The sequence below is a fragment of the Arthrobacter sp. AOP36-A1-22 genome, assembly GCF_052377615.1.
Taxonomy (GTDB): domain Bacteria; phylum Actinomycetota; class Actinomycetes; order Actinomycetales; family Micrococcaceae; genus Arthrobacter_H.
In genome coordinates, this window is sequence record NZ_JBQSWX010000002.1 from 117734 (window position 1) to 140648 (window position 22915).

Here is a 22915-nt window from a genome sequence, read left to right on the forward strand (position 1 = left end):
CAGCATAAAACGAACCACGGACAGGATGTGGATCACAACAGTTGGTCCAGTAAACATCAGACGTCTAATGTTTTCCCATGCCTTCCTCGAGAACCACCGATCCACCGGCCGTCGTCCTGCCCCGGGGGCGGTGGATCACGGTGCTCGGGGTGCTCGCCGTGGTGCTGGTGGGGCTGAACCTGCGGGCCGGCATCACCAGTGCCGCCGCCTTGTTCCACGATCTGCAGGCCGTGCTCGGGTACGGGCCGCTGGTGGCCGCCATCCTCCCCTCCATCCCCACGGTCACCTTCGCCTTCGCCGGTGCGGCGACGGCCTGGTTGGTCCGCAGGATCGGTGTGGAACGGACCATCCTGCTGGCCCTGATCATCCTGGCCGCCGGGCTGGCGATCCGTGCGATCCCCTCGGTGGGCATGCTGCTGGTGGGCACCGTGGCCGGAATGTGCGGGATCGCGTTGTGCAACGTGGCGATGCCCTCCTTCATCCGGGAGCACTATGCCCACCGGACTTCGGCCCTGACCGGGACGTACACGATCACGATGTCCCTCGGGGCCACGGCCGCCTCGGCGCTCGGCGTCCCGCTGGCCCGGCAGCTGGGATCCCCGAGCCTGGGTTTGGCGGCCTGGTCGATCCTGGCCGCTGTCTCGGTCCTGGTCTTCCTCCCGTTGGCGATCGCCGGTCGACCGCGGCCCCGGCAGGATGCCGCCGACCCGGTGGCCCCGGCCGAATCCGGGGGATCGCTGCTGGCCGTCCTGCGGACCCGCAAGGGCCTGCTGATCACCGGGTTCTTCACGGTCCAGGCGCTGTTGGTCTATTCGCTGATCAGCTGGTTGCCGGTCATCCTGATCTCCCGGGGCATGGCCCCCGCGAACGCGGGAATCATGTTGGGGCTCATGCAGCTGGTCACGATTCCCGCAACGGTGGTGCTGTTGGCCATGGCCACCCGCCCGCACCTGCTGCGCCCGGCCTTCATGGTCTGTTGTGTCGGGATCCTGCTGGGTCTGTGCTGCCTGATCCTGCTGCCGGTCGACTTCTCCGTCCTCTCCGTGGTCCTGCTGGGCCTTGGACTGACGATCTTCCCCTTGCTGCTGGTGGTCATCAGCCGCAGTGGCCGCAATGCCGCGGAAACCACGGCGATCTCCACGGTCGCCCAGTCGGTGGGCTACCTGGTGGCCAGCGCGGGACCCTTCGGCCTCGCGCTGCTGCATACCCGGACGGGCGGCTGGACCGGACCGTTGTGGGTGTTGTTCGCCGTCGCCGTGGTCCAGTTGCTGCTGGCGCTCGCGTTGACCTCCGATGGCCCGAGCGGTCCGGGGCGCCGGGCCGGCAGGTCGCCCCGGCGCGAGGTGGCGGCATGAGCATTCCGTCGCGGACGCCCTTGGTCCAACAAGTCACCGATGCCCTGCGCCGGGCCATCAGTTCTGGTGAGTGGCCGGTCGGGGCGCGAATCCCTGCGGAGCCGGCGCTGATCGAACGCTTCGCCGTCTCCCGGGGCACGCTGCGCGAGGCCATCAAGGCACTGGCGCATGCGGGCATGCTGGAGGTCCGGCGCGGGGACGGGACCTATGTGCGCACCCGCAGCGAGATCGAAGGCGCCATCGGGCAGGTCTACCAGCGTCATTCCGACCAGGAAGTCATGCAGGTCAGATTCGCCCTGGATGCCCAGGCCGCCCGCTTGGCCGCGGCCGTCGCCGGGGACGCCGAGGTGGAGCAGCTGCGGGTGATCCTGACCGAACGTCGTCGGGCCTGGGAGGCCGAGGACATCGAGGGGTGGATCGACGCCGACTGGACGTTCCATCTGGCGGTGGCGCGTGCCTCCGGCAATGCCCTGCTGGTCGAACTGTATGCCAGTTTCGGCGACGTCTTCCACGGGTCCAAGCTGGCCCAACGCCTCCACCGCGGTTTCGACGGGTGCCGGGCCGAAGGTCATGAGGAACTGGTCGAGGCGATCGCCGCCGCGGACCCGGATGCCGCGGATCGCAGCACGGTGGCGAACCTGCTGTATTGCCTCTCCTTCACCGAGGCCGGCTGAGCCAGGACCCAGCGACCTCCTAGCGGACCCGGTTGCGTTGGGTGCCGAGCCCGTCGATGCCTGTTTCGAGCACATCCCCGGCCTTGAGCCAGGGGTGGCGGCCCTGTTCGTTGCGACGCCCCAGGGCCACCCCTGCCGGGGTCCCGGTGAGGATCAGGTCCCCGGGGACCAACGTCACCAGGGTGGAGAGGTAGGCGACCAGGCGGGCGGGGCCGAAGACCAGATCCGCGGTCGAGTCCTCCTGCATGGTTTCGCCGTTGACGCGGGTGCGGATGCGGGCCCGGTCCGGAAACTCGTCGGCGCTGACCAGATAGGGGCCCACGGGGGTGGAGGCCTCCCAGCATTTGCCGGCCAGCCATTCGGTGGTCCGGCCCTGCCAACCGCGCATCGAAATGTCGTTGGCGACCGCGTAGCCGGCAATGTGCTTGGCGGCATCGGCTTCGGGGATCCGGCGGCCCGGGGCGCCGATGACGAGGGCCAACTCGCCCTCCCAGTCGAGTCGGTGGTCCTCCGGCGGCACGTCGATCGGGTCCATCGGGCCGGTGAGCGAGCGGGCGAACTTCGTGAACACCGTGGGGTGCTCGGGCAGTTCCTGCCCGGTCTCCAGGATGTGGTTGCGGTAGTTCAGCCCGATGCAGAAGACCTTCTCCGGGGCTCCCACCAAGGTCGCGAAGTCGGCCTCGGTCACCGGAATCCCCGGGGGCGTGGTCCGCAGGGAGGCGGCGGGATCGGCCGCCGCGACGGCTTCGGCGCGGCTCTGCTCGTCGGCGGTCAAAAAGGCCCCGACGTCGGGAAAGCCCGTCAGCTCGTGGGCCTTCTCGCCGTGGATGACCGCGGCGAAGGTGGCCCCGGTTCCGGGCCTGCGGAGGGTGGCAAGTTTCATGCCACCATCCCATCACGGCGGGGCCCGCGGGGCCTAGCGTGCCGCGGCGACCGCTGCTTCGTCGGGGTAGGCCGCCTGCGTGCCCTTCTTCGTGGCAGCCAGGGCGGCGGCCACTGAGGCGAAGGCCGAGGCGTCGGCCAGGGTGTCCCCGGCCGCCAGTCGGGTCGCCACCGCGCCGGTGAAGGCATCTCCGGTCCCGGTGGTGTCCACCGCGTGGACCCGGGTGGGGGCGATCCTGGTGATCGGGGCCGCGGCGTCCGGATGGTGGTCGAGCACCACCGATCCGTGGGCACCGAGGGTGACGACCACGCGGTCCAGCCCGCGGTCGAGGAAACGGGCGAGCACCGGGTGCCAGGCGTCATCGGCGTCATCGGCAGCGGGGATGCCCGTGCCGTCCAGGAACTGGGAGGCCTCGTGGGCGTTGACCAGCAACACGGATGTCAGCTCCGCCAACTCCCGGGTGATCGGGGCATAGGGGGAGAGATTCAGGACCACGGTGGCCCCGGCGTCGTGCCCGGCCCGGGCCGCGGCCAGCACGGCCTGAGGGGCGACTTCCAGGCACAGGCACACCACCGCCGCAGCCCTGAAGAGCCCCGACGCGTCGGCGATCGTCGCCGCCGAGACGGTTCCATTGGCTCCGGCGGAGATGACGATGCTGTTCTCGCCCGCGGCATCCACGGTCACCACGGCGACGCCGGTTTCCACCGATTCCACGCGCCGTACCGCCTGGGTATCCACGCCTGCCGCGGAACAGGATTCGAGCAGCATGGTGCCGTGCGGGTCATCGCCGACGGCACCGAGCAGAGTCACGTCGGCGCCGAGCCGGCCAGCGGCGACCGCCTGGTTGGCGCTCTTGCCCCCGGGATTCACCGTGAAACCTTCCCCGTGCAGGGTTTCGCCCGGGGAGGGGAGGCGTTCGGTGTAGATGGTCAGATCGGCGTTCAGGGAACCGACGACCACCACTCGGCCTCCGCGGATCGGGGCACCGCCGGGGGTGTTCATGCCGTGGCCTCCGCTGGAGTCGAGGGGGTGGCTGACAGGTCGACGTCACCGATGCGTTCGAGGGCGTCGGTGACCAGATCCCAGAACCGTCCGTGGTCCAGATCCACCGCGACCGAGGTGTTGCACCCAGGGGGTGCCGGGGCCCGGAAGTCGGCGACCGTCATGCCCAGGGTCAGGGTTCCGCGCAGTTCGATGTCGAGGGGGACCTTCACGGTGGAGACGATGGTCGGGTCGATGACGTAGGCGACGGCGCAAGGGTCGTGCACGGGTGGGGCATCGAAGCCCTGATGGTCCTGGTAGGTCCTGGCGAAGAAATCCATCAGTTCGCGCACGAACGTCGCCGGGCTGGTGCCGATGGCTTCGATCCGGGCTATGACCTCATCGGTGGCCAATGCCTGATGGGTCAGGTCCAGTCCCACCATGACCACTGGCCAGTCCTCGTTGAAGACGATATGGGCCGCCTCGGGGTCGATGATGATGTTGAATTCGGAGACGGCACTCCAGTTGCCCACGTGGTAGCCACCGCCCATCAGCACCACTTCGCGCACCCGTTCAACGATGCGCGGTTCCTTGCGGGCGGCCATGGCGATGTTGGTCAATCCTCCGGTGGGAACCAAGGTTACCGTGCCGGGTTCGTGGGCCATGACCGTCTCGATGATCAGATCCACTGCGTGACGCCGATCCACCGTGATGGTGGGCTCCGGCTGGGCGGGTCCGTCCATGCCGGTCTCGCCGTGGATATCGCCGGCGGTCTTGAGCTGTCGGACCAACGGGCGGTCGCAACCTGCGGCGAAGGGGACCCCGGTAATCCCCGCGATGGTGCCCACCGCGAGGGCGTTTTCGGTGACCTTGGCCAAGGTCTGGTTACCGACGACGGTGGTCACGGCCAGTAGTTCGATCTGGGGGTTTCCGTGGGCCAGCAGGATCGCCACTGCGTCGTCATGTCCGGGGTCGCAGTCCAGGATGATCTTTCGGGGTCCAGCGGTGGCGGCGTGTGCGCCCATGTTCTTCTCCACGTCATCAGGGGGTGGGGTGCCGGGCAGTGTCCGGCGTCGGTCCACCAGCCTAACCCGCGGTGTTGGAGGGCGGTTCTAGAGCAGCATGACCAGCGCGATCACCAGAACCGACAGGGTCGTGATCATGCCGATGAGCGCCGGCCACGGGTTCCTGGGGCCGGCTTGCGGGTCATGGGATTCCCGCAGGCCGGGTGCGCTCGGGTTTCCGCCGAGCAGCGGGGTGCTATCGGCCGGGGGAACGGTGGGGCGTGCGTCGTGCTCCATGGTGGCGGCTCCTCTCAGGGGCGTCAGGAGACCAGTTTAACCCCCGGTGTTGGTCGGTGTGCGCTTGAACAGGCGCGAGAGCCAGCCGCCGGATGCCGAGGAATCCTTGGGGGCGTTCGGATCGCAGGAACACCGGTCCGCCCGGGGGACGTTCGCCATGACCTGCTGGACGTGCTGACCGCATCCGGCCCACGTCGTCTTCTGGCATTTGCGGCATTTTACGGCTCGGCACATGGGTTTCTCCTGGTTTCGGTGACATCACGAGCAGGATTCGTCCTGCTGCAACCTACTGTGACACATACCCCCGGGGGTATCAAAGTCAGGGCATGGGGCGCCGTCCAACGAGTTAGGCCAGCGAGAGGAAGAGGCGCTCCAGTTCCTTCTTGTCCATCGAGTTGTCCTCGCTGGCCAGGCACTGCTCCAGTCCGGTGGCAATGATCGCAAAGCCGGCCCGGTCCAGTGCCTTGGAGACCGCCGAGAGCTGGGTGACGACATCCTTGCACTCCCGTCCCTCCTCGATCATCCGGGTGACGGCCGAGAGCTGGCCCTGGGCGCGCTTGAGTCGATTGATGACCGGAGTGAGTTCGGCGGTGTCGAGTTGCATGTCTGCTCCTTGTGATGATTGGCGTTGTCCCATCATACCCCCCTGGGTGTTTTTGCATACCCTGGGGGGTATATGCCAGACTGCTGGGGAACCACTGATCCGACAGGAAGAAGCAGACGTGTCCCTTGCAACACCCGCCGTCACCGATCTCGATGCGCAGACGGTCCGCAACTGGATCGACGAGCAGCAGGACGTGAAGATCATCGACGTCCGCTCCGCCGCCGAATTCGAGACCATGCACATTCGTGGCTCCTATAACGTGCCGCTTCCGTTGCTTTCCGAGCACACCGCCGAACTGGCCGAACGACTCGACGGCCGCGTGGTGCTGGTCTGCCAGTCGGGGGTCCGTGCCGACCAGGCGCGCACCCGCCTCGACGGCGTCGGGGTCGACCATGCCCAGGTGCTCGATGGCGGGGTGCCCGCTTTTGCCGCCGCCGGGGGCGACGTCGTCCGTGGCGTCCAGCGCTGGGATCTCGAGCGTCAGGTACGCCTGGTGGCTGGATCCCTGGTCGTCGCCGGCCTGCTGGCCGGGAAGTTCCTCTCACCCAGGCTCCGGCTGCTTTCCGGAGCGATCGGCACCGGGCTGACCGTCTCGGCGGCCACCAACACCTGCGCCATGGGCCAGGCGCTGTCCAAGATGCCATGGAACCAGGGGGCGACCTGCCCGGCGCCTCGTGCGGTGATCGGCCAGATCCCGCGTTCGAACCACTGATTTCCACCCCTGACCCCAACGGAGCCACCATGCCTGAAACCACGATCACCGAAACCGACCAACGCCGCAGGACCGAACAGGTCCTCGATGTCCGCGAGGACTTCGAAACCGCCGAAGGAATGATCCCCGGCGCCGTGCACATCCCGATGGGACAACTGAACGAACGCGTGGAGGAGCTTGATGCCAACCGCCCCGTGATCGTGGTCTGCCGCAGCGGAAACCGCAGTGCCCAGGTGGCCGATGCGCTCAACGCCGCCGGCTACACGGCGGACACCATGGCCGGCGGCATGTCCGCCTGGCAGGGCGCCGGCCTGCCCACCGCCTAGCCCGAGGGCCCCCGCCTTCCTCCGACTTCCGATAAGGACCCTGCCATGACGCTGACCCTCCTGTTGACACTCGTCCTTTCGGTGCTGATCGGACTCTCCCTCGGCCTGCTCGGCGGGGGTGGCTCCATCCTCACCGTTCCGATCCTGACCTATGTCGCAGGAATGAATCCCAAGGAGGCCATCGCCGCCTCGTTGTTCGTGGTGGGGGCCACCTCGGCGGTCAGTGCCGTGAGTCATGCCCGCAACGGCCGGGTGAAGTGGCGCACCGGCCTGGTTTTCGGGGCCGCCGGCATGGCGGGGGCCTTCGGCGGCGGACTGCTGGGCGGACATATCCCCGGAACGGTGCTCATGATCGCCTTCGCGCTGATGATGGTTGCCACGTCGATGGCCATGATCCGTGGCCGCAAGGGCGGAGGTGCGCAGGTGCACGACGGCGATCTTCCGCTGGGCAAGGTCATCCTCGAAGGCCTGGTCGTCGGCCTGTTCACCGGGCTCGTCGGTGCCGGCGGCGGATTCCTTGTTGTTCCCGCGCTGGCGCTGATGGGCGGGCTGTCCATGCCCGTGGCCGTCGGCACCTCATTGGTGGTCATCGCCCTGAAGTCCTTCGCCGGACTGGGCGGGTACCTGACCACCATCTCCCTGGACTGGGCCCTGGTGTCGGGGGTGACTGCCGCAGCGATCCTGGGTTCACTGGTCGGTTCGCGGCTGGCCGGCAGGATCCCCGAAAACGCGTTGCGCAAGGGATTTGGGGTGTTCGTCCTGGCCATGGGCGTGTTCGTCCTGGTCCAGGAGCTACCGGCCCCGGCCAACCTGGTGGTCGGCATTCTCGGGGTCGTACTGGCGGTGGCCGCGGTGGCCTGCAGGTACCTCATTCCCTCGTGCAAGGCCCGCTTCCTCGCCTCCAACGAAGAGCCCGTCATCACGACCTCCCGCTAACTATTCGACGGAACCACCGTCACCACGAAAAGGAGTCAACATGTCCACCATCGACCTGACCGAAAAGAACTTCGAGAAAACCCTGCAAGAGAACCCCATCGTCCTGGTGGACTTCTGGGCGGCCTGGTGCGGACCGTGTCGTTCGTTCGCCCCCACCTACGAGAAGTCCTCGAACAACCATGCCGACGTACTCTTTGGAAAGGTCGACACGGAGGCCGAACAAGCCCTGTCGGCGTCCGCGGGCATCAGCTCCATCCCGACACTGATGGCCTTCCGTGATGGCATCCTCGTATTCAGTCAGCCGGGTGCCCTGCCAGGGAAGGAGCTGGAAAAGGTCATCGAAGCCGTGAAGGAACTCGATATGGATACCGTCCGCTCCCAACTGGAGCAGCAGGGTCAGCAAGCCTGAAACCCGGGCCGCTGAAGCGGCTCTCGCCGAACCGCCTGACACCGACCGAAGGGAAGTCCCGCATGAAGAAAAAGTCCGGCGCGAGGATCCCCGTGTTGGGGTTGCGGGCGAATGCCCCGCAGTTCGTGCTGCTCGTGGCGGTCAACGCCCTCGTCGGTGGAATGGTGGGCCAGCAGCAAACGGTGCTGCCCCTGCTCGCCGGCGCCGAGTTCGGCCTCTCCGGGTACACGTTCATCTTTTCCTATGTCGCGGCCTTCGGCATCGCCAAGGCCGTCAGCAACTGGTTCGCCGGAACGCTCTCGGACCGTCACGGGCGCAAACCAGTACTGATGATAGGTTGGCTTTTCGCCGTCCCGGTCCCCTTGATGCTCATCCTGGCTCCCAGCTGGGGATGGGTCGTGGCCGCGAATATCCTGTTGGGCGTCAACCAGGGCCTGACCTGGTCCACCACCGTGGTGATGAAGATCGACCTGATCGGACCGAACCGGCGAGGCCTGGCGATGGGGTTCAACGAAGCGGCGGGATACGGTGCCGTGGCCATCACCTCCCTGCTGACCGGGCATCTGGCCGAACAATTCGGTTTGCGTCCCGCCCCGTTCCTCCTCGGGATCGCCTATACGGCCCTCGGGCTCGTGCTCACCGGCCTGTTCGTCCGTGAAACCAAGGGCCACGCCCGGTTGGAAGCAGAACAACAGGCGACGGCACGGTCTGCGGGCCCCACCCGGGCGGACGCGCAGCTGGACAACCGGCGGATCGCCGAGCTGACCAGCTTCAAGGACCCCTCACTCTCCTCGGCCAGCTGGGCGGGGTTGGTGAACAACCTGAACTTCGGGCTCTCCTGGGGCGTCTTCCCCCTACTGTTCGCCACGGCTCACCTCAGCGACGGGCGGATCGGACTCCTCTTCGCCATCTACCCGGGCGTCTGGGGCCTTGGGCAGCTAGTCACCGGAGCACTGTCCGACCGGATCGGGCGCAAACAGCTGGTGGTCTGGGGGATGGCCGTCCAAGGAGTTGCGCTCGCCGTCATCGCCGCCGGAGACGGGTTCGGCATCTGGGCGGCAGCGGCCGCGCTGCTGGGGGTCGGAACCGCGATGGTCTACCCCACGCTGCTGGCCGTTGTCGGGGACGTTGCCCATCCAGCCTGGAGGGGGAGGGCCGTGGGGGTCTACCGGGTCTGGCGTGATGCGGGCTACGCGGTGGGTGCAATCGCGGGAGGCCTGGTGGCCGACGCCCTGGGCTTGCAGGCCGCGGTCGTCATGGCAGCGATCCTGAGCGTACTCACGGCGATCGTCGTCGCCGCCCGGCTGAAGGAAACCCATCACCCCATCCCCGCCTGAAACACCCCTACGCACTACTAAAACAGTTTCGACGCCGGGGACCCATTGGTTGAGAAATACCCCCGGGTGTATTATTGTCGTCATGAAACCAATACCCCCCGGGGTATCGAATCACGCGAAGGAGATCGCATGCTACTCGAGCGCATTTACGACCAAGATCTGGCGCAGGCAAGTTACTTCATCGGCTGTCAGCGCAACGGCGAGGCCGTGGTGGTCGACGCCCGCCGGGACATCCAGACCTATTTGGACCTTGCGGCGGAAAACGGCATGCGCATCGTCGCGGTGACCGAAACCCACATCCACGCCGACTACCTCTCAGGTACCCGTGAACTGGCCGCTGCCACCGGGGCCGAAATGTATGTTTCCGGCGAAGGTGGCCCCGACTGGCAATATGACTTCGAGGCCAACCGGCTCTACGACGGCGATGACATCACCGTCGGGAACATCAAGCTCACCGCCTCCCATACCCCCGGGCATACCCCGGAGCACCTCTCGTTCCTGGTGACCGACGGGGCCTTCTCCGATCAGCCCGGCTTCATGCTCTCCGGGGACTTCGTCTTCGTCGGGGACCTCGGCCGGCCGGATCTGCTCGACGAGGCAGCCGGAGGAGTGGATACCCGGTTCGAAGGGGCCAGCCTCATCTTCACGAGCCTGCGCGAGAAGTTCCTGGCCCTACCGGATTACGTCCAGGTCCTGCCGGCCCATGGTTCGGGCAGCGCCTGCGGCAAGGCCCTCGGTGCGGTCCCGGCGACCACCGTCGGGTATGAGCGCCTCTACTCCTGGTGGGGACCGTACATTGCCGCTAATGACGAGCAGGGTTTCGTTCACGAGCTGCTCAACGGCCAGCCCGATGCCCATGCCTACTTCGGTCGGATGAAGCGGGAAAACCGAGATGGCCCGGCGATGCTGGGCGAACGCCCCGCCCTGGAGGAGCTCTCCACCGACGACGTTCGCCGCGATCTCGAACTGGACACGGTGAGCTTCGTCGATACCCGATCACACCACGAGGTGCACCAGGGCACGGTGGACCACTCGCTGAACATCCCCGCTGGTCAGAAGATTGCCAGCTATGGCGCCTGGGCGGTGGACCCGGAGACCGATGAGCGTCCACTGGTTCTGCTGGCGGACACCCAGGATCAAGCCCAGGAGATGTGGGACCACCTGGTGCGGGTCGGGATCGACCGGGTCGCCGGTTACGTCACCGGCCTGGAGGGGCTGCCGATGCATACCCCGGCGCTGCTCCAGCCAGAGGAACTCGAGGGCTTCGACGCGGCACTCGTGCTCGATGTGCGCAATAAGACCGAACACGCGGAGGGCCACATCCCCGGCTCCGAACAGCTCAGTGGCGGGCGCGTCCTGTGGCACCAGGACGAGCTGCCGACCTCGGGCACCATCGTGACCTACTGCCAGAGCGGGGTGCGTAACTCGGTCGCCGCCAGCGCCCTGCGCCGTGCCGGTCACGACGTCATCGAGCTCGACGGCAGCTATGCCGGCTGGGAGGCATGGAAGGGAGCATGCCAGGCAGTGAATGCCTAGGCTCATTCCCTGACGAAAGGAGGCGGCCCCCCACTGCGGGGCCGCCTCCTTTGCGTGCGTGCAGCGTCCGACCCTTGACTATGCTGAACCGTTGTTTAGTATCTTAAACATGCGTTCAATTGATGGTGATGTCACGACCCGGGCCAGGATCCGCGATGCCGCGATCACCCTCTTCGGTCGGCACGGCTTCTCCCGGACCACGGTGCGCGACATCGCCTCCGCCGCCGAGGTCTCCCCAGGGCTGGTCATCCACTATTTCGGCACCAAGGAGGGGCTGCGCCGGGCCTGCGATACCCACGTGTTGGAAACGGCCCATGAATCGGCCACCGCCAAGTCCCAAGACCCCGCCAAGCTGCGTGACGCACTGACCGAATATCTGGCCAACCCCGCTGCATATGAACGTGAGCTCGCCTATATCCGACGAGCGGTGGTGGAGGATTCGGAGGCAGGGGACTCCCTCTTCGACGCCTACTTCTCCCTGACTCTGCAGATCCTCCAGGACGGCGCCCGGGCCGGGACTATGCGCCAGGTCGGGGACCCCGAAGCCACTGCCGCCCTGATGGTCACCCAGTCGTTGGGCCTGCTGGTCCTGGGTCGCCATGTCGCCCGTGGTTTGGGCCAGCAGGGGTTCGGTGTGGAAGCCATCGACCGACTCGCGGTCCCCGCCGTCGACCTTTATACGCATCCGTTGTATACGGACTCCGCATTCCTTGACGCTACGCGGGAAGCCGCCACCACGCTCGAAGAAAAGGACGGTCATGGGCCACGCCATTGAAGTCACTGGACTGCACAAGAGCTACGGAAACAACGAGGTCCTGCACGGTATCGACTTCGCCGTCCCGCGCGGATCCGTGTTCGGGGTCATCGGGCCCAACGGCGCCGGAAAGACCACGCTGATGCGTTGCCTGCTGGACATCATCCGGCCCAGCGCCGGACACCTCGGTGTCCTCGGCGTCCCACCGCGCCAGGCCGGTCCGGACCTCCGACGACGCATCGGCTACCTGCCCGGGGAACTGATCCTCGAGGGCAGGACCACCGGACGGCGGCTATTGCGCCACTTCGAGGACATCAGCGGGCCCGTCGCCTCCGGCCGGGTCGAGGGGCTGGCGGAACGCCTCGGGCTCGACCTGGATCGGCAGACCCGTCGGCTGTCCAAGGGCAATAAGCAGAAGCTCGGGATCATCCAGGCCTTCATGCACGAACCCGAACTGCTCATCCTCGATGAACCCACCAGCGGACTGGACCCGCTGATGCAACAAGAATTCCTGTCCTTGGTCGCCGAAGCACGCGAAGCCGGGCAAACGGTCTTCCTCTCCTCGCACGTCATCAGCGAGATCCAACAGGCGGCAGACACCGTGGCGATCCTGCGCGAAGGAGCCATTGCCACGACCTCCACGGTCGCCGAACTACGCGAGGGAGCCACCAGCCGCCTGCGCATCCAAACCCCGCTGCCCGTCGACCAGGTGCGGGGGCTATTGGGGGCGCTGGAAGGCCTCGACGGGTTACGGCTGGAGCAGATGCAAGACGGCGACGGCCGGCCGGTGTGCCAGGCCTCGGCGACGTGGTCCGGTCCGGTGGCTGAGCTGGTGGACCTCCTGCCCCGGCTGCGGCCCGTGGACCTGGCCGTGGAGGAACCGGATCTGGAAGAGGTGGTCTTGGGGTTGTACCGGACCCCGGGAACCACCGACGGGCACCACGGCGCCGGAAGGACCACCTCATGAGCGCCACCGCCCTGCACCGCGGCCGGCAAAGCCGTCCGCGAGTCCTTCCGCTCTTCTCCAAGGCGCTCATCGATGCGAAGGCCTCGATGCTCATCTGGGCGCTGGCCATGCTGGCGGTGATGGGCCTGTATCTGCCGCTCTACCCGTCCATCGGGGGCAGCGAGCAGATGAAGCAAATGATCCAGTCCCTGCCCCCCGAACTCGTCGACGCGTTGAACTACGGCCAGATCACCAGCGGACCGGGCTACACCCAGGCGACCGTCTTCGGCCTGATCGGCTTCCTGCTGATGACGATCATGGCCGTCGGCGCCGGGGCGGCTGCCATTGGTGGGGATGAGGAATCGGGCCTGCTCGAACTCACCCTGGCCCACGGCGTGACCCGCAGCCAGCTGGTCCTCGAACGGGCCGCGGCGCTGGTCATGAGGATCCTGCTCCTGCACCTGTTCATCCTGGCCGTGCTGCTGATCCTCAAGGGGCCCTCGGAACTGGGGATCGACGCCGGCCATGCCGTGGCAGGGGTGCTGATGTTCGCCCTGCTGGTGTTCTTCAACGGCTCCTTCGCCTTATTGGGCGGGGCTATCGGGGGGCGGCGGATCCACGGGATCGGCGTCGGAGCCGTGGTGGCGGTGCTGGGATACGCCTTCAACGCCATCGGCAACCAGAATCCGGAACTGGAATGGTTGCACGGGCTGTCGCCCTACTACTGGGCCTACGGACAATCCCCGCTGGTGAGCGGGGTGGATGTCCCGGCGGCCCTCCTGCTGGCAGGGGTGGGTCTGGTGTGCATCGGGCTCTCGGTGCTGGCATTGAACCGCCGGGACATCCGTGGGGCGTGACTAGCCCCGCGTCGGATCGGTGGGCTGCCGGTGGCCCTGTGGAGGGTACTGCCCCGCGGGATCGCCGGCCGGGGCGCCGGGGTAGCCGACCGCGGAGCCTGGATGCCCGGTGGGTGCCCCGAGCATGGCCGCGCCGGCTGCCGCTCCGCCATCCGCGTCGAAACGGGCGCCGGCGGGGGGCCGAGGGCATGAGCAGGAGGATGAAGAGGAGCAGCCCCGCCGAAGAAAGGGATCAGGGTGAGCAGGTACAACAGCCCGCTGAAGTTCCCATCATGCAGCCGACGCACGCAGAGCGCGATGTTCGGGACGAAGGTCCCCAGCCAGTAGACAGTGAGCAGCAGGAGCGGGAAGGCGGCGCCGAGCCCCATCTCGCCGGTCACCGGGTCCATGCCACCGACCCCGAGAACGATGAACACGGCGAAGAGGACGAGATAGACGATGCTGTTGAAGAGGCAGAACCACCAGTACTCACTCCGGCTCGCTCGACCACTGAAGGTTGCATATTTGCCGAAGAAGCGCTTCACGGATTGATAGAAATCCGCGCCGTAGAGCGGCTGCTCCACCGGGACCTCCCCGAAGGTGACGGTGCGCCCCGAGGGGTTGCTTTACGGGGCGACGGATCCCGCGGGGCCGCCGTAGGGGTTGGGGTAACCAGCGCTCAAGGGGTTCTCCGGGGGAGTCGAGGCCAGGCGGTGTGCGCTGGCGTGCGGGGCCGATGCCCCGGCGGCGGACCGCCGGGACATCGCCGGGGCTTGGCTAGCCCTGGGTCGGGTCGGTGGGCTGCTGGTAGCCCTGTGGGGGGTTCTGGCCCGCGAAACCGCCGCCGGCAGCCGGTGCTCCCGGGTACCCGGCAGAGGTGCCAAAGGCGTTCCCGTAGGCTGCCGCGCCGCCATCGGCGTCGAAACGAGCACCTTCGGGGACGGAGGGCATGATCATGAGGACGAGGACCACGAGCCCACCGAGAATCGGCACCAGGATCAGCAGGTACAGGAATCCGCTGAAGTTGCCGTCGTGCAGGCGGCGGACGCTCAGGGCGATGGACGGGATGATGATGGCCAACCCATAGAGCCCGATCACCAAGGAGGGGATGGCCCCGCCGGCACCCATTTCACCGGTGACGGGGTCGGAGCCGGCCAGTCCGAATCCGATCGCCAAGCCGTAGAACACGGTGTAGACGATGGCGTTGAAAAGCGCGAAGAACCAGAACTCGCTGCGGCTGGCCCGACCCGAGAAGGTCGCATACTTCTTGAAGAAGCGCTTGATGGCCTGGCCGAAGCTGGCCCCGTAGAGCGGCTGGTCCAAGGGAGCCTCACCATGGGTGGGCATGGTGACCCCTCCGGGGTTGCCATAGGGGTTGGGGGTGCTGCTGCTCAAAATTTCCTCCATCGAAAGTATTTCGGGTGATCGGGAGTAGTCTTCCAGATGGAGCCTTGACATGCGATGGGGAGGACTCCCCATGTCGCGTCGTGTCTGCCCTTGGTGTGGGGTAGGCCCCCGGAGCCACCCCGACTAGCTCGAGGCCGCCGGGGCAACCGGCTACCTCTAGCTCGGTGGCATCGGAGGATTGCCCGCCTACACCTTGTGGTTCAGGGGGACCTCTGGAGGCTGCCGGCCACCGCCACTGCCCTGCTGACGGCTCCCGCCGCCGGCAGTGGCAGGCCTGGGCGCACTGGTCCTCGGGGAAGACCCCGATCCACGACAGCTCAGCGGTTTCAACTTGGCCATCACGGTGCCGGGAGCCGGACAGTTGTCACTGGACCGTCGAACTAGACAGAAGCTCACTTCATGAACATCAAGAGATCGCTGCTTCATGGATCGTGACTGGACACCAGGAGCCGCAGCCCCAGGGACAACACCGTGCAATTCGGCAGGTACAGCCGGTTCGGAGGTCCTGTTGGGAGTCGGCTGCTGGCCGCCTTCTAGGAGTTGACCCGCAGGGTCGTGGTCACCGGGGTCGGGTTCGTGAAGACGTCCAATACCGGGCAGTGGGCGTCGACGGCCGCCTGGAGTTCGGCATAGCGTTCCTCGGTGGCCGGACCCGAGACGTCCACGGTCAGCCGCACATCACCGAATCCCGGGCGGACCTTGTCCTCGATGCCGAACAGGCCGCGCACATCCAGGTCGGCGTCCGCCGAGATGTCCAGCGAGTCGATCGTGATGCCCAGCTGGTGAGCATAGAGGCGGTAGACCACCACCTGGCAGGAGATCAACGCCCCGAGGGCGTATTCGACGGGGCTGGCGGCGACGTCGTCCCCGGCCAATGCCGCCGGTTCGTCGACGGTGAATTCGTGGCGTCCGGCGCGGATGGTCGAACCGACCGAGCCCACCGGGTCGGCCGTCGCGCGGAACTGCAGCGATGCGCTGGCAGTGTTCTGACCGATCCGTTCCGCCCAGGCGGATCCCGCGGAATCGAGGCGTTCGGCGCGGTTGGAAATGCTGGTTTCTGCAAGGGTCTGGGTCATGGCGTTCCTTCGCTGTCATGGCGAGCGTGGCGCTGCGCCATACTTACGCCTCCCGGTCGGGACGGCGTCGAATCGTCACCTGGGGCACCCCACTATGGCGAAGGGGGTTGCCGTCCAACCGGCCAGGGCCTCAGGTTGGATCTCTTGATTCTTGGGTTCGATTCTGCTGGCGGGAACGCCGATCGGGCAAACGCGTCGCGTCATCCGGAGACATACGCCGGGTCATCCGCGGGTGGAGAGCCCGCCATCCCCGCAGCAGGATTCCCCTCGCCAGGGGGTATCCCAGCGGTTATCGTGGGGCCATGAGCGGATACCGGCGCCCGGAGTTCACCCCGGAGATCCATCGCGATGGACAGGGCGCCCCGATCGCCTACGGCCATCGGTGGGAAGGGATGTCTCCGCCTTCGCGCGCCTACTCCACGGTGGGCCATCGACACCGGTTCGCTCCCTTGCATGAGGTCGCTGATGCCCAGCTCGACTGGCTGTTGGACGCCTTTGACGTCGTCGCCGAACGGGACCCGGAGGTTGCTTCCGATCTGCTGTTCCCCTCGGAGGACGTCGTCCACGCGGTCCGGGTCGTCCCGTCCAACCTGCTCGCGGCCCCGCTGACCTTCGTCTTCACCGGGTTCCCGGGGATCTTCCTGCACGCTGGCGCCCTCTACGACGCCCACTATCCGGTATGCGGTTGCGATGCCTGCGATGACGATGTCCAGGAGCTGTTGGAAAACCTTGAATCCGTGGTGCGAGCCGTCGTCTCAGGCGGCTATTTTGAACGAATTAATCCCAACGACGACCAATCTGTCGATTATCGGCTGGCCGAGCCGGGCCGGTGGGAAGAAGCCGGGTGCATCCATGCCGAGGATGTGCCCGAGGGAAGGATGGAGGTGGCAGAAGCCATGCTCCCTTCCGATGGGCACTGGCGGCCGTGGCCGGAAGCGGTGCGAGACGCGGCTGGTGCGGCAGGGGGCTGACAAACCGTGTGCCCGTGGCGGTTCCGTCGTGATCTTCCATCAGGGCCGGCGGGCGTCAACACTGCGCGGGATGATGGCCACGTGCTTCCTGGCCGACATCGAAACACAAGAACCGCAGGCACTCATGGCGCGAATCACCGGCAACCATAAGCGCGGAAATGAACGCGTTGCACGGAAGCATCCGCGCAATCAGGGCCGCTAATTAGTCCACGGGCCCGGCGCTGAGATGGCGGTTCCGCTCCTCGATGAGCTTCTGCAGATAACGGGCCAGGAAGAGCTTCTCTGCCAAACGACCGAGAGGGCCGAACGGTGCGGCGAAATCGACGCGGTCAACCATGGTTGTTCCCCCCGACTCCTGGCTGAACTCATGGATATGACGAAACCAGCGGAACGGGCCCTTGACCTGTTCGTCGATGAAGGAGTGCGGTGCTTCCATCTGCATGATGCGGCTGGTCATCTTCAGGGGGACGCCAAAGTGCCAAGCCCGCCATGTCACGTTCTCACCGAGTGAGATGAGGCCGGAAGTGACACCGGCGATGGCCTCCTCCCGGGACTTCGCCAGCGATTGTTGATGGGTGTCGATGTTCCGGGCCAGATCGAATAAGTGTTCCTGAGGGATGGTGGTCCACGTCGTGCACTGGAAGGAAACGCTCATGGGCAGAGTCTCTCAGGTGTTGCCCGCCTCTCGAAAGGTCGGCGAATACGCGGTACGGTGCGCGTATGCGCTTCTCCACCCAGCAACGCCTCCTGATTGCCGCCTACTGCGCCATGATCCTCGTGGGTCTACTGCTGTTGGTCTTCGGGCTCTTCGGGGAATCCTGGTGGCTGCCCGTGATCGGCGCGCTCATCGTCGCAGGCTCCGGATTCACGCTCTCCGTATGGGTGCGGGAGTTTCGGCGTCAAGACACCCTGAAGAACCGGGCCTGAGGGTTGTTCCACGGGAGACGGTGAATCCGTAGTCTGTAGGCGTGAACAGAACAGCGACTCCCTTCCTCGTCATCGGTGGCCTCGGCATGCTGCTCGGTGGTCTCTTCTCCGCCATCAGTGCCGCCTCCCCGTCCTATTTGGCCGCCTGGGCGGTCGCCTATCTGGTGCTGGTGGTCGGTGTCGCGCAAGTGGTGCTGGGCCTGGGCCAGGCCCGGTTGGCCGTAAAAACCCCGTCGGAGGGCTTCGTTTCGGCCGAAGTCTTGACGTACAACCTCGCCAATATCGCCGTACTGGGTGGCTCGATGTTCTCCCTGACGTTGCTGACGTGGATTGGTGCGGGGCTGATCGTCGTCGCCATGGGCCTGTTCATCTGGGCGGCCCGCGGTGCTGCCTCGGAACAGCGGTGGTGGCTTTATGGATACCGGGCGATGATCGTGATCATCCTGGTATCGGCCCCCATCGGCATCATCCTGGCGAATTCGCGCATGGGCTGAAGGCGGCCGGCAACGGCCGCGCCGGCGAATGGCCGGCGCGGACACTGCGACTACTGCGCGACGGCCCGGCCCAGCGGGGCCGGGTCGACGACGTCGTGGGCCTCGAAGTAATCCAGGGCAGCGACCAGGTCGCTTTGGCCCGAGTCGGTCGCGTTTGCCCCCTCGGCCAACGTGGTGAAGTTGTCACCACCGGCGGCAAGGAACGAGTTCATAACCACCTTGAACACGTCGTCGTCGGCAATGGCCGCACCGTCGAAGGTCATCGAGGTGATGTGTGAGCCGCGGGCCGCATCCTCCGTGTAGGTGTAGTCCAGGCCTTCGGAGATCCCCAGATGCAGCTTGGGCCGGCTGGAGCCATCGGGCTGCCACTGTTCTTCCAGCACGGTCTTCAACTGAGCCCCGGTGAGGTCCTCGGTCCACAAGGTGTTGCCGAATGGTTGGACGTTGGCCACGTCCTTATATGTGACGGTCCCGTTCGTGCCATACAGCAGGTCGGCCCGCAGGCCTCCCGGGTTCATCAGGGCGATCTGTGCCGGTTCGCCGCCGAAATCCTCGTTGGAGGTCGCCCACAGTTGCATATCCGCCACGAGATTACCCATCGAGGATTCGACGCCGCGGTCGGCCCCCGGCTCGTTCCCGCCGCGCAGGATGTCGGCGCTGATCCGGCCCACCTGTTCTGCGCCGACGATCTCTGCTTGTTCGGCCGCCTTCTTCACGACCCGTGCCACGCGCCGATCCGCTGGGAAGGCAGGAACCGTCTCGCCGGCGTGGTTCGTTTTCGTCAGCTCCACCAGTGAACCCGAGAGGGCGACCGGCTTCTTGGAACGACGGTCCACGGTGATCTTCACCCGGTCCAGAGTGGTGCCGTATTCATGGGCCTGGACCACCGGGCGCTTCATCGAGGACGACCACCCCTCCACCGGGAAAGAGCAGGCGTATTCCTGGTGGGTATGGCCGGAGAAGATGGCGTCGACGTCGGCCGATGCCCCGCGGACGAGCTCCCCATAGGCGGTGTCCTCGTCGGCGATCGCCGAGCAGTCGGTGCTGGCAGACCCCTCATGGGCCAGCAGAACGATCACGTCCGCCTCACCATTGGACTTCTTGCCGTCGGAAAGCTGGGTCGAGACCCGGTTGACGGCCTCGAGCTGGTTACCGAAGTCGAGGCCGGCCACGCCGGAGGGGGTGACCAACGATTTGGTCTGTTCGGTGACGACGCCGATGAAGCCGACCGTGACGCCCTGGACCTTGCGCAGCGCATATTCCTTCAACGCTGGCTGGTGGGTGCCCTCATGGTAGACGTTGGCGCCCAGTGCGTAGTCGGCCCCGGCGTTCCTGTTGTGCTTTCCGTAGCGCGGGATGACCCGGTTCTTCAGGTCGTCGATGCCGCGGTCGAATTCGTGGTTTCCCACAGAGGAGACATCCAGCCCGGCAGTGCGTAGTGCGTCGATGGTGGGGGTGTCGTCCTGGGAGAAGGAAGTGAACGTCGAGGCGCCAATGTTGTCGCCCGCGGAGACGAACAGTGTGTTGTGCTTCTTCTTGCCGGACAACTCCTTGACGGCTCCCGCCACCACCGCGGCGCCGGCCGAAGTGCCGCCCGCCTCGATCCGACCGTGGAAGTCATTGATGCCCAGCAACTGGATGGTGCTGGTTCCCGGCCGGTGGTGCCCAGATCCATGACCCCCGCCGTGATGACCCCCGCCAGGATGACCGCCATGGCCGTTGCCGTGGCCCCCGCCGTGGTGGCCTCCCGGCCCGCCACCGTGGTGGCTTCCGTGGCTGCCCCCCGCGGGGGCGGCGGCCTGGGCCGGCGCCACCAGGGTCGTGGCGGCCAATGCGAGGCCCGCGACGACGACGCCGGCTCTCTGGATCGAATGCGCGCGTGGCTTCATATCGAGACTCCCGAAGATGCGAAATGTGAGGTGCCACACACCCGTGGCGTACGGGCGATCCTACCGAGCGACAGGGGCCTGTCAAGGAAAAAATGTGGTCTATTCCACAAAGATTGCAGTTGTGCAATCTTTGCATGAGTGCATAAACTGTACCTATGCAAGAAGTGCCCTTGACCCAGCGTGAGCGCAACCGCCTCGAGACCTGGAACGCGATTCATGACGCCGCAGCTGCCATGACGCTCGAAGACGGGCCGGTCTCCGTGACGATCGAGGCGGTCGCCTCCCGTGCGGGGGTCTCCAAACGAACGTTCTTCAACTATTTCCCCACCAAGGAAGACGCCATTCTGGGCACGCGGGCACCCTTGGTGTCCGATGAACTGCTGGAGAAGTTCCGCAGCAGTGATGCGGACCTGCTGACCCGGATCGTCAGGATCCTTGCCGGGGTGATGGCGACGAGTCTCGGCCGGGGCCACGCCTACCAGGTCAGGCGCGACATCATCACCCGGTATCCGGAACTCAAGGGTCGGATGGTCCAGCACATCAACGCCGCCGAACAGCTGGTCGACGAAATCCTGCACGAACGCATGGACAGCGACGCTGCCGAGGAGACACTCAACCTGCTGCCCGATGGCCAGGATTCCGCCCGGGCGCTGCTCATGCTCGCGGGAACCATCACCCGATTCGCCTACCGTTCCGATCCACAAGGGACCGTCGCCGACATCGATCTGCATATCGACTCAACCGTCAAGATTTTCCGAGAGGTAATGCAAGCCACCCATGACAACGCTTAAAACCACCAGAGCCAAGCCGGTGCTCGGCAGCAAGAACCACATCATGCTGCTCTTCGCGGCCCTGATGATCACGATGCTGATGGCCTCGCTGAATCAGACCGTGCTCTCCGCCGCCCTGCCCACCATGGTGGGCGAGCTCAACGGCGTCGAACACATGGCGTGGATCATCACGGCGTTCATCCTGGCCTCCACCATCATGATGCCGGTCTACGGCAAGCTCGGAGATCTCTTCGGGCGCAAACCGCTGCTGATCATCGCCATCCTGATCTTCATGAGCGGGTCTGTGCTCGGCGCCCTCTCCGGCACCATGAACGGCGTCATCCTCGCCCGCGTCGTCCAGGGGCTCGGTGGTGGCGGGTTGATGATCCTCTCCCAGGCCACCATCGCCGACGTCATCCCGGCTCGTGAGCGCGGCAAATACATGGGCGTCATGGGTGGGGTCTTCGCCTTGTCCTCGGTCGCCGGACCACTGCTCGGTGGGTGGCTGACGGAGGGGCCGGGCTGGCGTTGGGCCTTCTGGCTGAACCTGCCCTTGGGCGTCCTGGCGGTGCTGGCCACCATCTTCCTGCTGCATGTGCCCCGGACGGTCAACGAGGCCCGCCCCAAGATCGACGTCGTCGGGATGATGATGATGGGGATCGCCACCACCACCCTGGTGCTCGCCTGCACCTGGGGCGGGAACACCTACGCCTGGGATTCCCCCGAGATCCTGGGACTGTTCGCGGCCACCCTGGTCTTCGCGGTGGCCTTCGTCCTGGTCGAGCGCAAGGTCTCCGAACCGGTGATCCCGCTGATGCTGTTCAAGAACCGCAACTTCGTCCTGACGACATTCGCGGCCCTGATGGTCGGCATCGCGATGTTCGGGGCCATCGGCTACATGCCCACCTACCTGCAGATGGTCACAGGCTTCGGCCCGACCCAAGCCGGCTTGCTGATGATCCCGATGATGGGCGCCCTGCTGGTGACCTCGATCGTCGTGGGGCGCCAGGTCTCGGCCTCGGGGCGCTATAAGAAGGTCATGATGGCCGGCACGCTGGGCCTGGGCCTCGGACTGCTTTCGACCATCCACTCCGACACGGAGGTCTACATGATCTGTGTGTTCCTGGGCGTGATCGGTCTGGGGCTGGGCATGAGCATGCAGATGCTCACCCTGGTGGCGCAGAACTCCTTCCCGCTGAAGTTCGTCGGCACGGCGACCGCCGGGCAGAACTACTTCCGCCAGGTCGGGGCCACCCTGGGCTCGGCAGTGGTCGGTTCGCTCTTCGCCAGCCGGTTGAAGGACATCCTGGCCGATAAGTTGCCCGATGGCGCCTCGTCGGGAGCCAGCACCAACTCGCTGACCCCCGAACTGGTCACCTCGCTGCCGGCCCCGATCCGCGAGGTCATCGTCTCGGCCTATAACGAGGCCCTGGTCCCGTTGTTCCTGTGGATGGTCCCGTTGGCCATCGCCGCGACCATCGCCCTGTTCTTCATGAAGGAATCGAAGCTGGCCACCCGCATCGAGCGTGAGATACCGGCGACCTCGGCGGCCGAGGGGCAGTTGGCGGCCAGCGACGTGCCCGGGCCGACGGACCACCGTGAACCGGTGTCCGTGGGAGCCGGTGGTGGCGGCAGCGAACCGTCCCGCGTGCCGTCCATGGCCCCCGTGCCGGCCGCCCAGGCCATGGAGCCGGTAGGCGATGGACCGGGGCAGCGTCCACGGGGCGCGCACCGTGCCGGCGTCGAGGGGGACTGACCGGGAACCGGGGGTCCGGGCTCGATGTCACAACG

General features: G+C 66.3%; 26 protein-coding genes, 1 pseudogene and 1 riboswitch. Of the genes and pseudogenes, 16 read left to right on the forward strand and 11 right to left on the reverse strand.

The window, feature by feature from the left end; all coding sequences use genetic code 11:
• Nucleotides 1-77 precede the first annotated feature (77 nt).
• The gene (locus ACT3S2_RS01875; protein WP_444553898.1) at nt 78-1355 is read left to right on the forward strand and encodes an MFS transporter; all 1278 of its coding nucleotides are present in this window, start codon (nt 78-80) and stop codon (nt 1353-1355) included.
• Nucleotides 1352-2029: a FadR/GntR family transcriptional regulator gene (locus ACT3S2_RS01880; RefSeq protein ID WP_444561130.1), complete on the forward strand. Its 678-nt coding sequence runs from the start codon at nt 1352-1354 to the stop codon at nt 2027-2029. The genes ACT3S2_RS01875 and ACT3S2_RS01880 overlap by 4 nt, the downstream gene beginning before the upstream one ends.
• A 19-nt stretch (nt 2030-2048) precedes the next feature.
• Here ACT3S2_RS01880 and ACT3S2_RS01885 read toward each other — a convergent pair whose 3' ends face one another.
• The 6 genes from ACT3S2_RS01885 to ACT3S2_RS01910 all read right to left on the reverse strand — a co-directional run bounded on the left by ACT3S2_RS01885 (nt 2049) and on the right by ACT3S2_RS01910 (nt 5798).
• On the reverse strand, nt 2049-2912 hold the full coding sequence (locus tag ACT3S2_RS01885; protein ID WP_444561131.1) for a fumarylacetoacetate hydrolase family protein: 864 nt from the start codon (nt 2910-2912) through the stop codon (nt 2049-2051).
• A 33-nt stretch (nt 2913-2945) separates the two neighbouring features.
• Nucleotides 2946-3914: a ribokinase gene (locus ACT3S2_RS01890; RefSeq protein ID WP_444561132.1), complete on the reverse strand. Its 969-nt coding sequence runs from the start codon at nt 3912-3914 to the stop codon at nt 2946-2948.
• On the reverse strand, nt 3911-4918 hold the full coding sequence (uriH, locus tag ACT3S2_RS01895) for a uridine-preferring nucleoside hydrolase UriH (protein WP_444561133.1): 1008 nt from the start codon (nt 4916-4918) through the stop codon (nt 3911-3913). The genes ACT3S2_RS01890 and uriH overlap by 4 nt, the downstream gene beginning before the upstream one ends.
• A gap of 87 nt (nt 4919-5005) precedes the next feature.
• Nucleotides 5006-5194, reverse strand: a complete 189-nt coding sequence (locus tag ACT3S2_RS01900) for a hypothetical protein (protein WP_444553893.1) — start codon at nt 5192-5194, stop codon at nt 5006-5008.
• Between the two features lie 36 nt (nt 5195-5230).
• Nucleotides 5231-5428 carry a hypothetical protein gene (locus ACT3S2_RS01905; RefSeq protein WP_444553892.1) on the reverse strand — a complete coding sequence of 66 codons (198 nt, stop codon included), beginning with the start codon at nt 5426-5428 and terminating at the stop codon, nt 5231-5233.
• A gap of 112 nt (nt 5429-5540) precedes the next feature.
• Entirely contained in the window at nt 5541-5798 is a 258-nt protein-coding gene (locus ACT3S2_RS01910; RefSeq protein WP_444553891.1) for a metal-sensitive transcriptional regulator, read from the reverse strand.
• A 118-nt stretch (nt 5799-5916) separates the two neighbouring features.
• On the opposite strand from ACT3S2_RS01910, the gene ACT3S2_RS01915 reads away from it, so the two are divergent.
• From ACT3S2_RS01915 to ACT3S2_RS01955, 9 genes are all read left to right on the forward strand, one after another.
• Nucleotides 5917-6510, forward strand: a complete 594-nt coding sequence (locus ACT3S2_RS01915) for a rhodanese-like domain-containing protein (RefSeq protein WP_444553890.1) — start codon at nt 5917-5919, stop codon at nt 6508-6510.
• A 29-nt stretch (nt 6511-6539) separates the two neighbouring features.
• Nucleotides 6540-6836 (forward strand): rhodanese-like domain-containing protein, encoded by a 297-nt coding sequence (locus tag ACT3S2_RS01920; protein ID WP_444553889.1) that lies wholly within the window; start codon nt 6540-6542, stop codon nt 6834-6836.
• 45 nt (nt 6837-6881) lie between these two features.
• Nucleotides 6882-7772 (forward strand): sulfite exporter TauE/SafE family protein, encoded by an 891-nt coding sequence (locus tag ACT3S2_RS01925; protein WP_444553888.1) that lies wholly within the window; start codon nt 6882-6884, stop codon nt 7770-7772.
• A gap of 40 nt (nt 7773-7812) precedes the next feature.
• Complete coding sequence (gene trxA, locus ACT3S2_RS01930) at nt 7813-8181, forward strand: thioredoxin (RefSeq protein WP_444553887.1); 369 nt, start codon at nt 7813-7815, stop codon at nt 8179-8181.
• Nucleotides 8182-8243: 62 nt separating this feature from the next.
• Complete coding sequence (locus ACT3S2_RS01935) at nt 8244-9518, forward strand: MFS transporter (RefSeq protein WP_444561134.1); 1275 nt, start codon at nt 8244-8246, stop codon at nt 9516-9518.
• A gap of 129 nt (nt 9519-9647) precedes the next feature.
• On the forward strand, nt 9648-11054 hold the full coding sequence (locus ACT3S2_RS01940; protein ID WP_444553885.1) for an MBL fold metallo-hydrolase: 1407 nt from the start codon (nt 9648-9650) through the stop codon (nt 11052-11054).
• Between the two features lie 109 nt (nt 11055-11163).
• Nucleotides 11164-11829, forward strand: a complete 666-nt coding sequence (locus ACT3S2_RS01945; protein ID WP_444553884.1) for a TetR/AcrR family transcriptional regulator — start codon at nt 11164-11166, stop codon at nt 11827-11829.
• Nucleotides 11813-12775 (forward strand): ABC transporter ATP-binding protein, encoded by a 963-nt coding sequence (locus ACT3S2_RS01950; RefSeq protein ID WP_444553883.1) that lies wholly within the window; start codon nt 11813-11815, stop codon nt 12773-12775. The genes ACT3S2_RS01945 and ACT3S2_RS01950 overlap by 17 nt, the downstream gene beginning before the upstream one ends.
• Complete coding sequence (locus ACT3S2_RS01955) at nt 12772-13611, forward strand: ABC transporter permease subunit (protein ID WP_444553882.1); 840 nt, start codon at nt 12772-12774, stop codon at nt 13609-13611. The genes ACT3S2_RS01950 and ACT3S2_RS01955 overlap by 4 nt, the downstream gene beginning before the upstream one ends.
• 275 nt (nt 13612-13886) lie before the next feature.
• On the opposite strand, the pseudogene ACT3S2_RS01960 reads toward ACT3S2_RS01955, so the two are convergent.
• The 3 genes and pseudogenes from ACT3S2_RS01960 to ACT3S2_RS01970 all read right to left on the reverse strand — a co-directional run.
• A pseudogene (locus ACT3S2_RS01960) lies at nt 13887-14174 on the reverse strand (DUF805 domain-containing protein); the annotation flags it as partial.
• Nucleotides 14175-14367: 193 nt separating this feature from the next.
• Nucleotides 14368-14985: a DUF805 domain-containing protein gene (locus ACT3S2_RS01965; protein WP_444553881.1), complete on the reverse strand. Its 618-nt coding sequence runs from the start codon at nt 14983-14985 to the stop codon at nt 14368-14370.
• 545 nt (nt 14986-15530) lie between these two features.
• Nucleotides 15531-16073 (reverse strand): OsmC family protein, encoded by a 543-nt coding sequence (locus ACT3S2_RS01970; RefSeq protein ID WP_444553880.1) that lies wholly within the window; start codon nt 16071-16073, stop codon nt 15531-15533.
• A gap of 34 nt (nt 16074-16107) precedes the next feature.
• A riboswitch (SAM riboswitch) is annotated at nt 16108-16223 on the reverse strand.
• 152 nt (nt 16224-16375) lie between these two features.
• Here ACT3S2_RS01970 and ACT3S2_RS01975 point away from each other — a divergent pair.
• Nucleotides 16376-17044: a DUF6226 family protein gene (locus ACT3S2_RS01975; protein WP_444553879.1), complete on the forward strand. Its 669-nt coding sequence runs from the start codon at nt 16376-16378 to the stop codon at nt 17042-17044.
• A gap of 202 nt (nt 17045-17246) precedes the next feature.
• On the opposite strand, the gene ACT3S2_RS01980 is transcribed toward ACT3S2_RS01975, so the two are convergent.
• On the reverse strand, nt 17247-17699 hold the full coding sequence (locus ACT3S2_RS01980) for an SRPBCC family protein (protein WP_444553878.1): 453 nt from the start codon (nt 17697-17699) through the stop codon (nt 17247-17249).
• 65 nt (nt 17700-17764) lie between these two features.
• On the opposite strand from ACT3S2_RS01980, the gene ACT3S2_RS01985 reads away from it, so the two are divergent.
• Both ACT3S2_RS01985 and ACT3S2_RS01990 read left to right on the forward strand, forming a co-directional pair.
• A complete protein-coding gene (locus ACT3S2_RS01985; RefSeq protein ID WP_444553877.1) occupies nt 17765-17971 on the forward strand; it encodes a hypothetical protein in 207 nt (68 codons plus the stop codon).
• A gap of 41 nt (nt 17972-18012) precedes the next feature.
• Nucleotides 18013-18465, forward strand: coding sequence for a hypothetical protein (locus ACT3S2_RS01990; protein ID WP_444553876.1), 453 nt, complete (start codon nt 18013-18015; stop codon nt 18463-18465).
• A gap of 50 nt (nt 18466-18515) precedes the next feature.
• Here the strand turns inward: ACT3S2_RS01990 and ACT3S2_RS01995 are convergent, their stop codons facing one another.
• Nucleotides 18516-20354 (reverse strand): bifunctional metallophosphatase/5'-nucleotidase, encoded by a 1839-nt coding sequence (locus tag ACT3S2_RS01995; RefSeq protein WP_444561135.1) that lies wholly within the window; start codon nt 20352-20354, stop codon nt 18516-18518.
• Between the two features lie 155 nt (nt 20355-20509).
• On the opposite strand from ACT3S2_RS01995, the gene ACT3S2_RS02000 reads away from it, so the two are divergent.
• Together ACT3S2_RS02000 and ACT3S2_RS02005 are read left to right on the forward strand one after the other, a co-directional pair.
• Nucleotides 20510-21145: a TetR/AcrR family transcriptional regulator gene (locus ACT3S2_RS02000; RefSeq protein WP_444553874.1), complete on the forward strand. Its 636-nt coding sequence runs from the start codon at nt 20510-20512 to the stop codon at nt 21143-21145.
• A complete protein-coding gene (locus ACT3S2_RS02005; protein ID WP_444553873.1) occupies nt 21132-22880 on the forward strand; it encodes an MDR family MFS transporter in 1749 nt (582 codons plus the stop codon). Before ACT3S2_RS02000 ends, ACT3S2_RS02005 begins: the two co-directional genes overlap by 14 nt.
• The last annotated feature ends 35 nt before the right edge of the window (nt 22881-22915 follow it).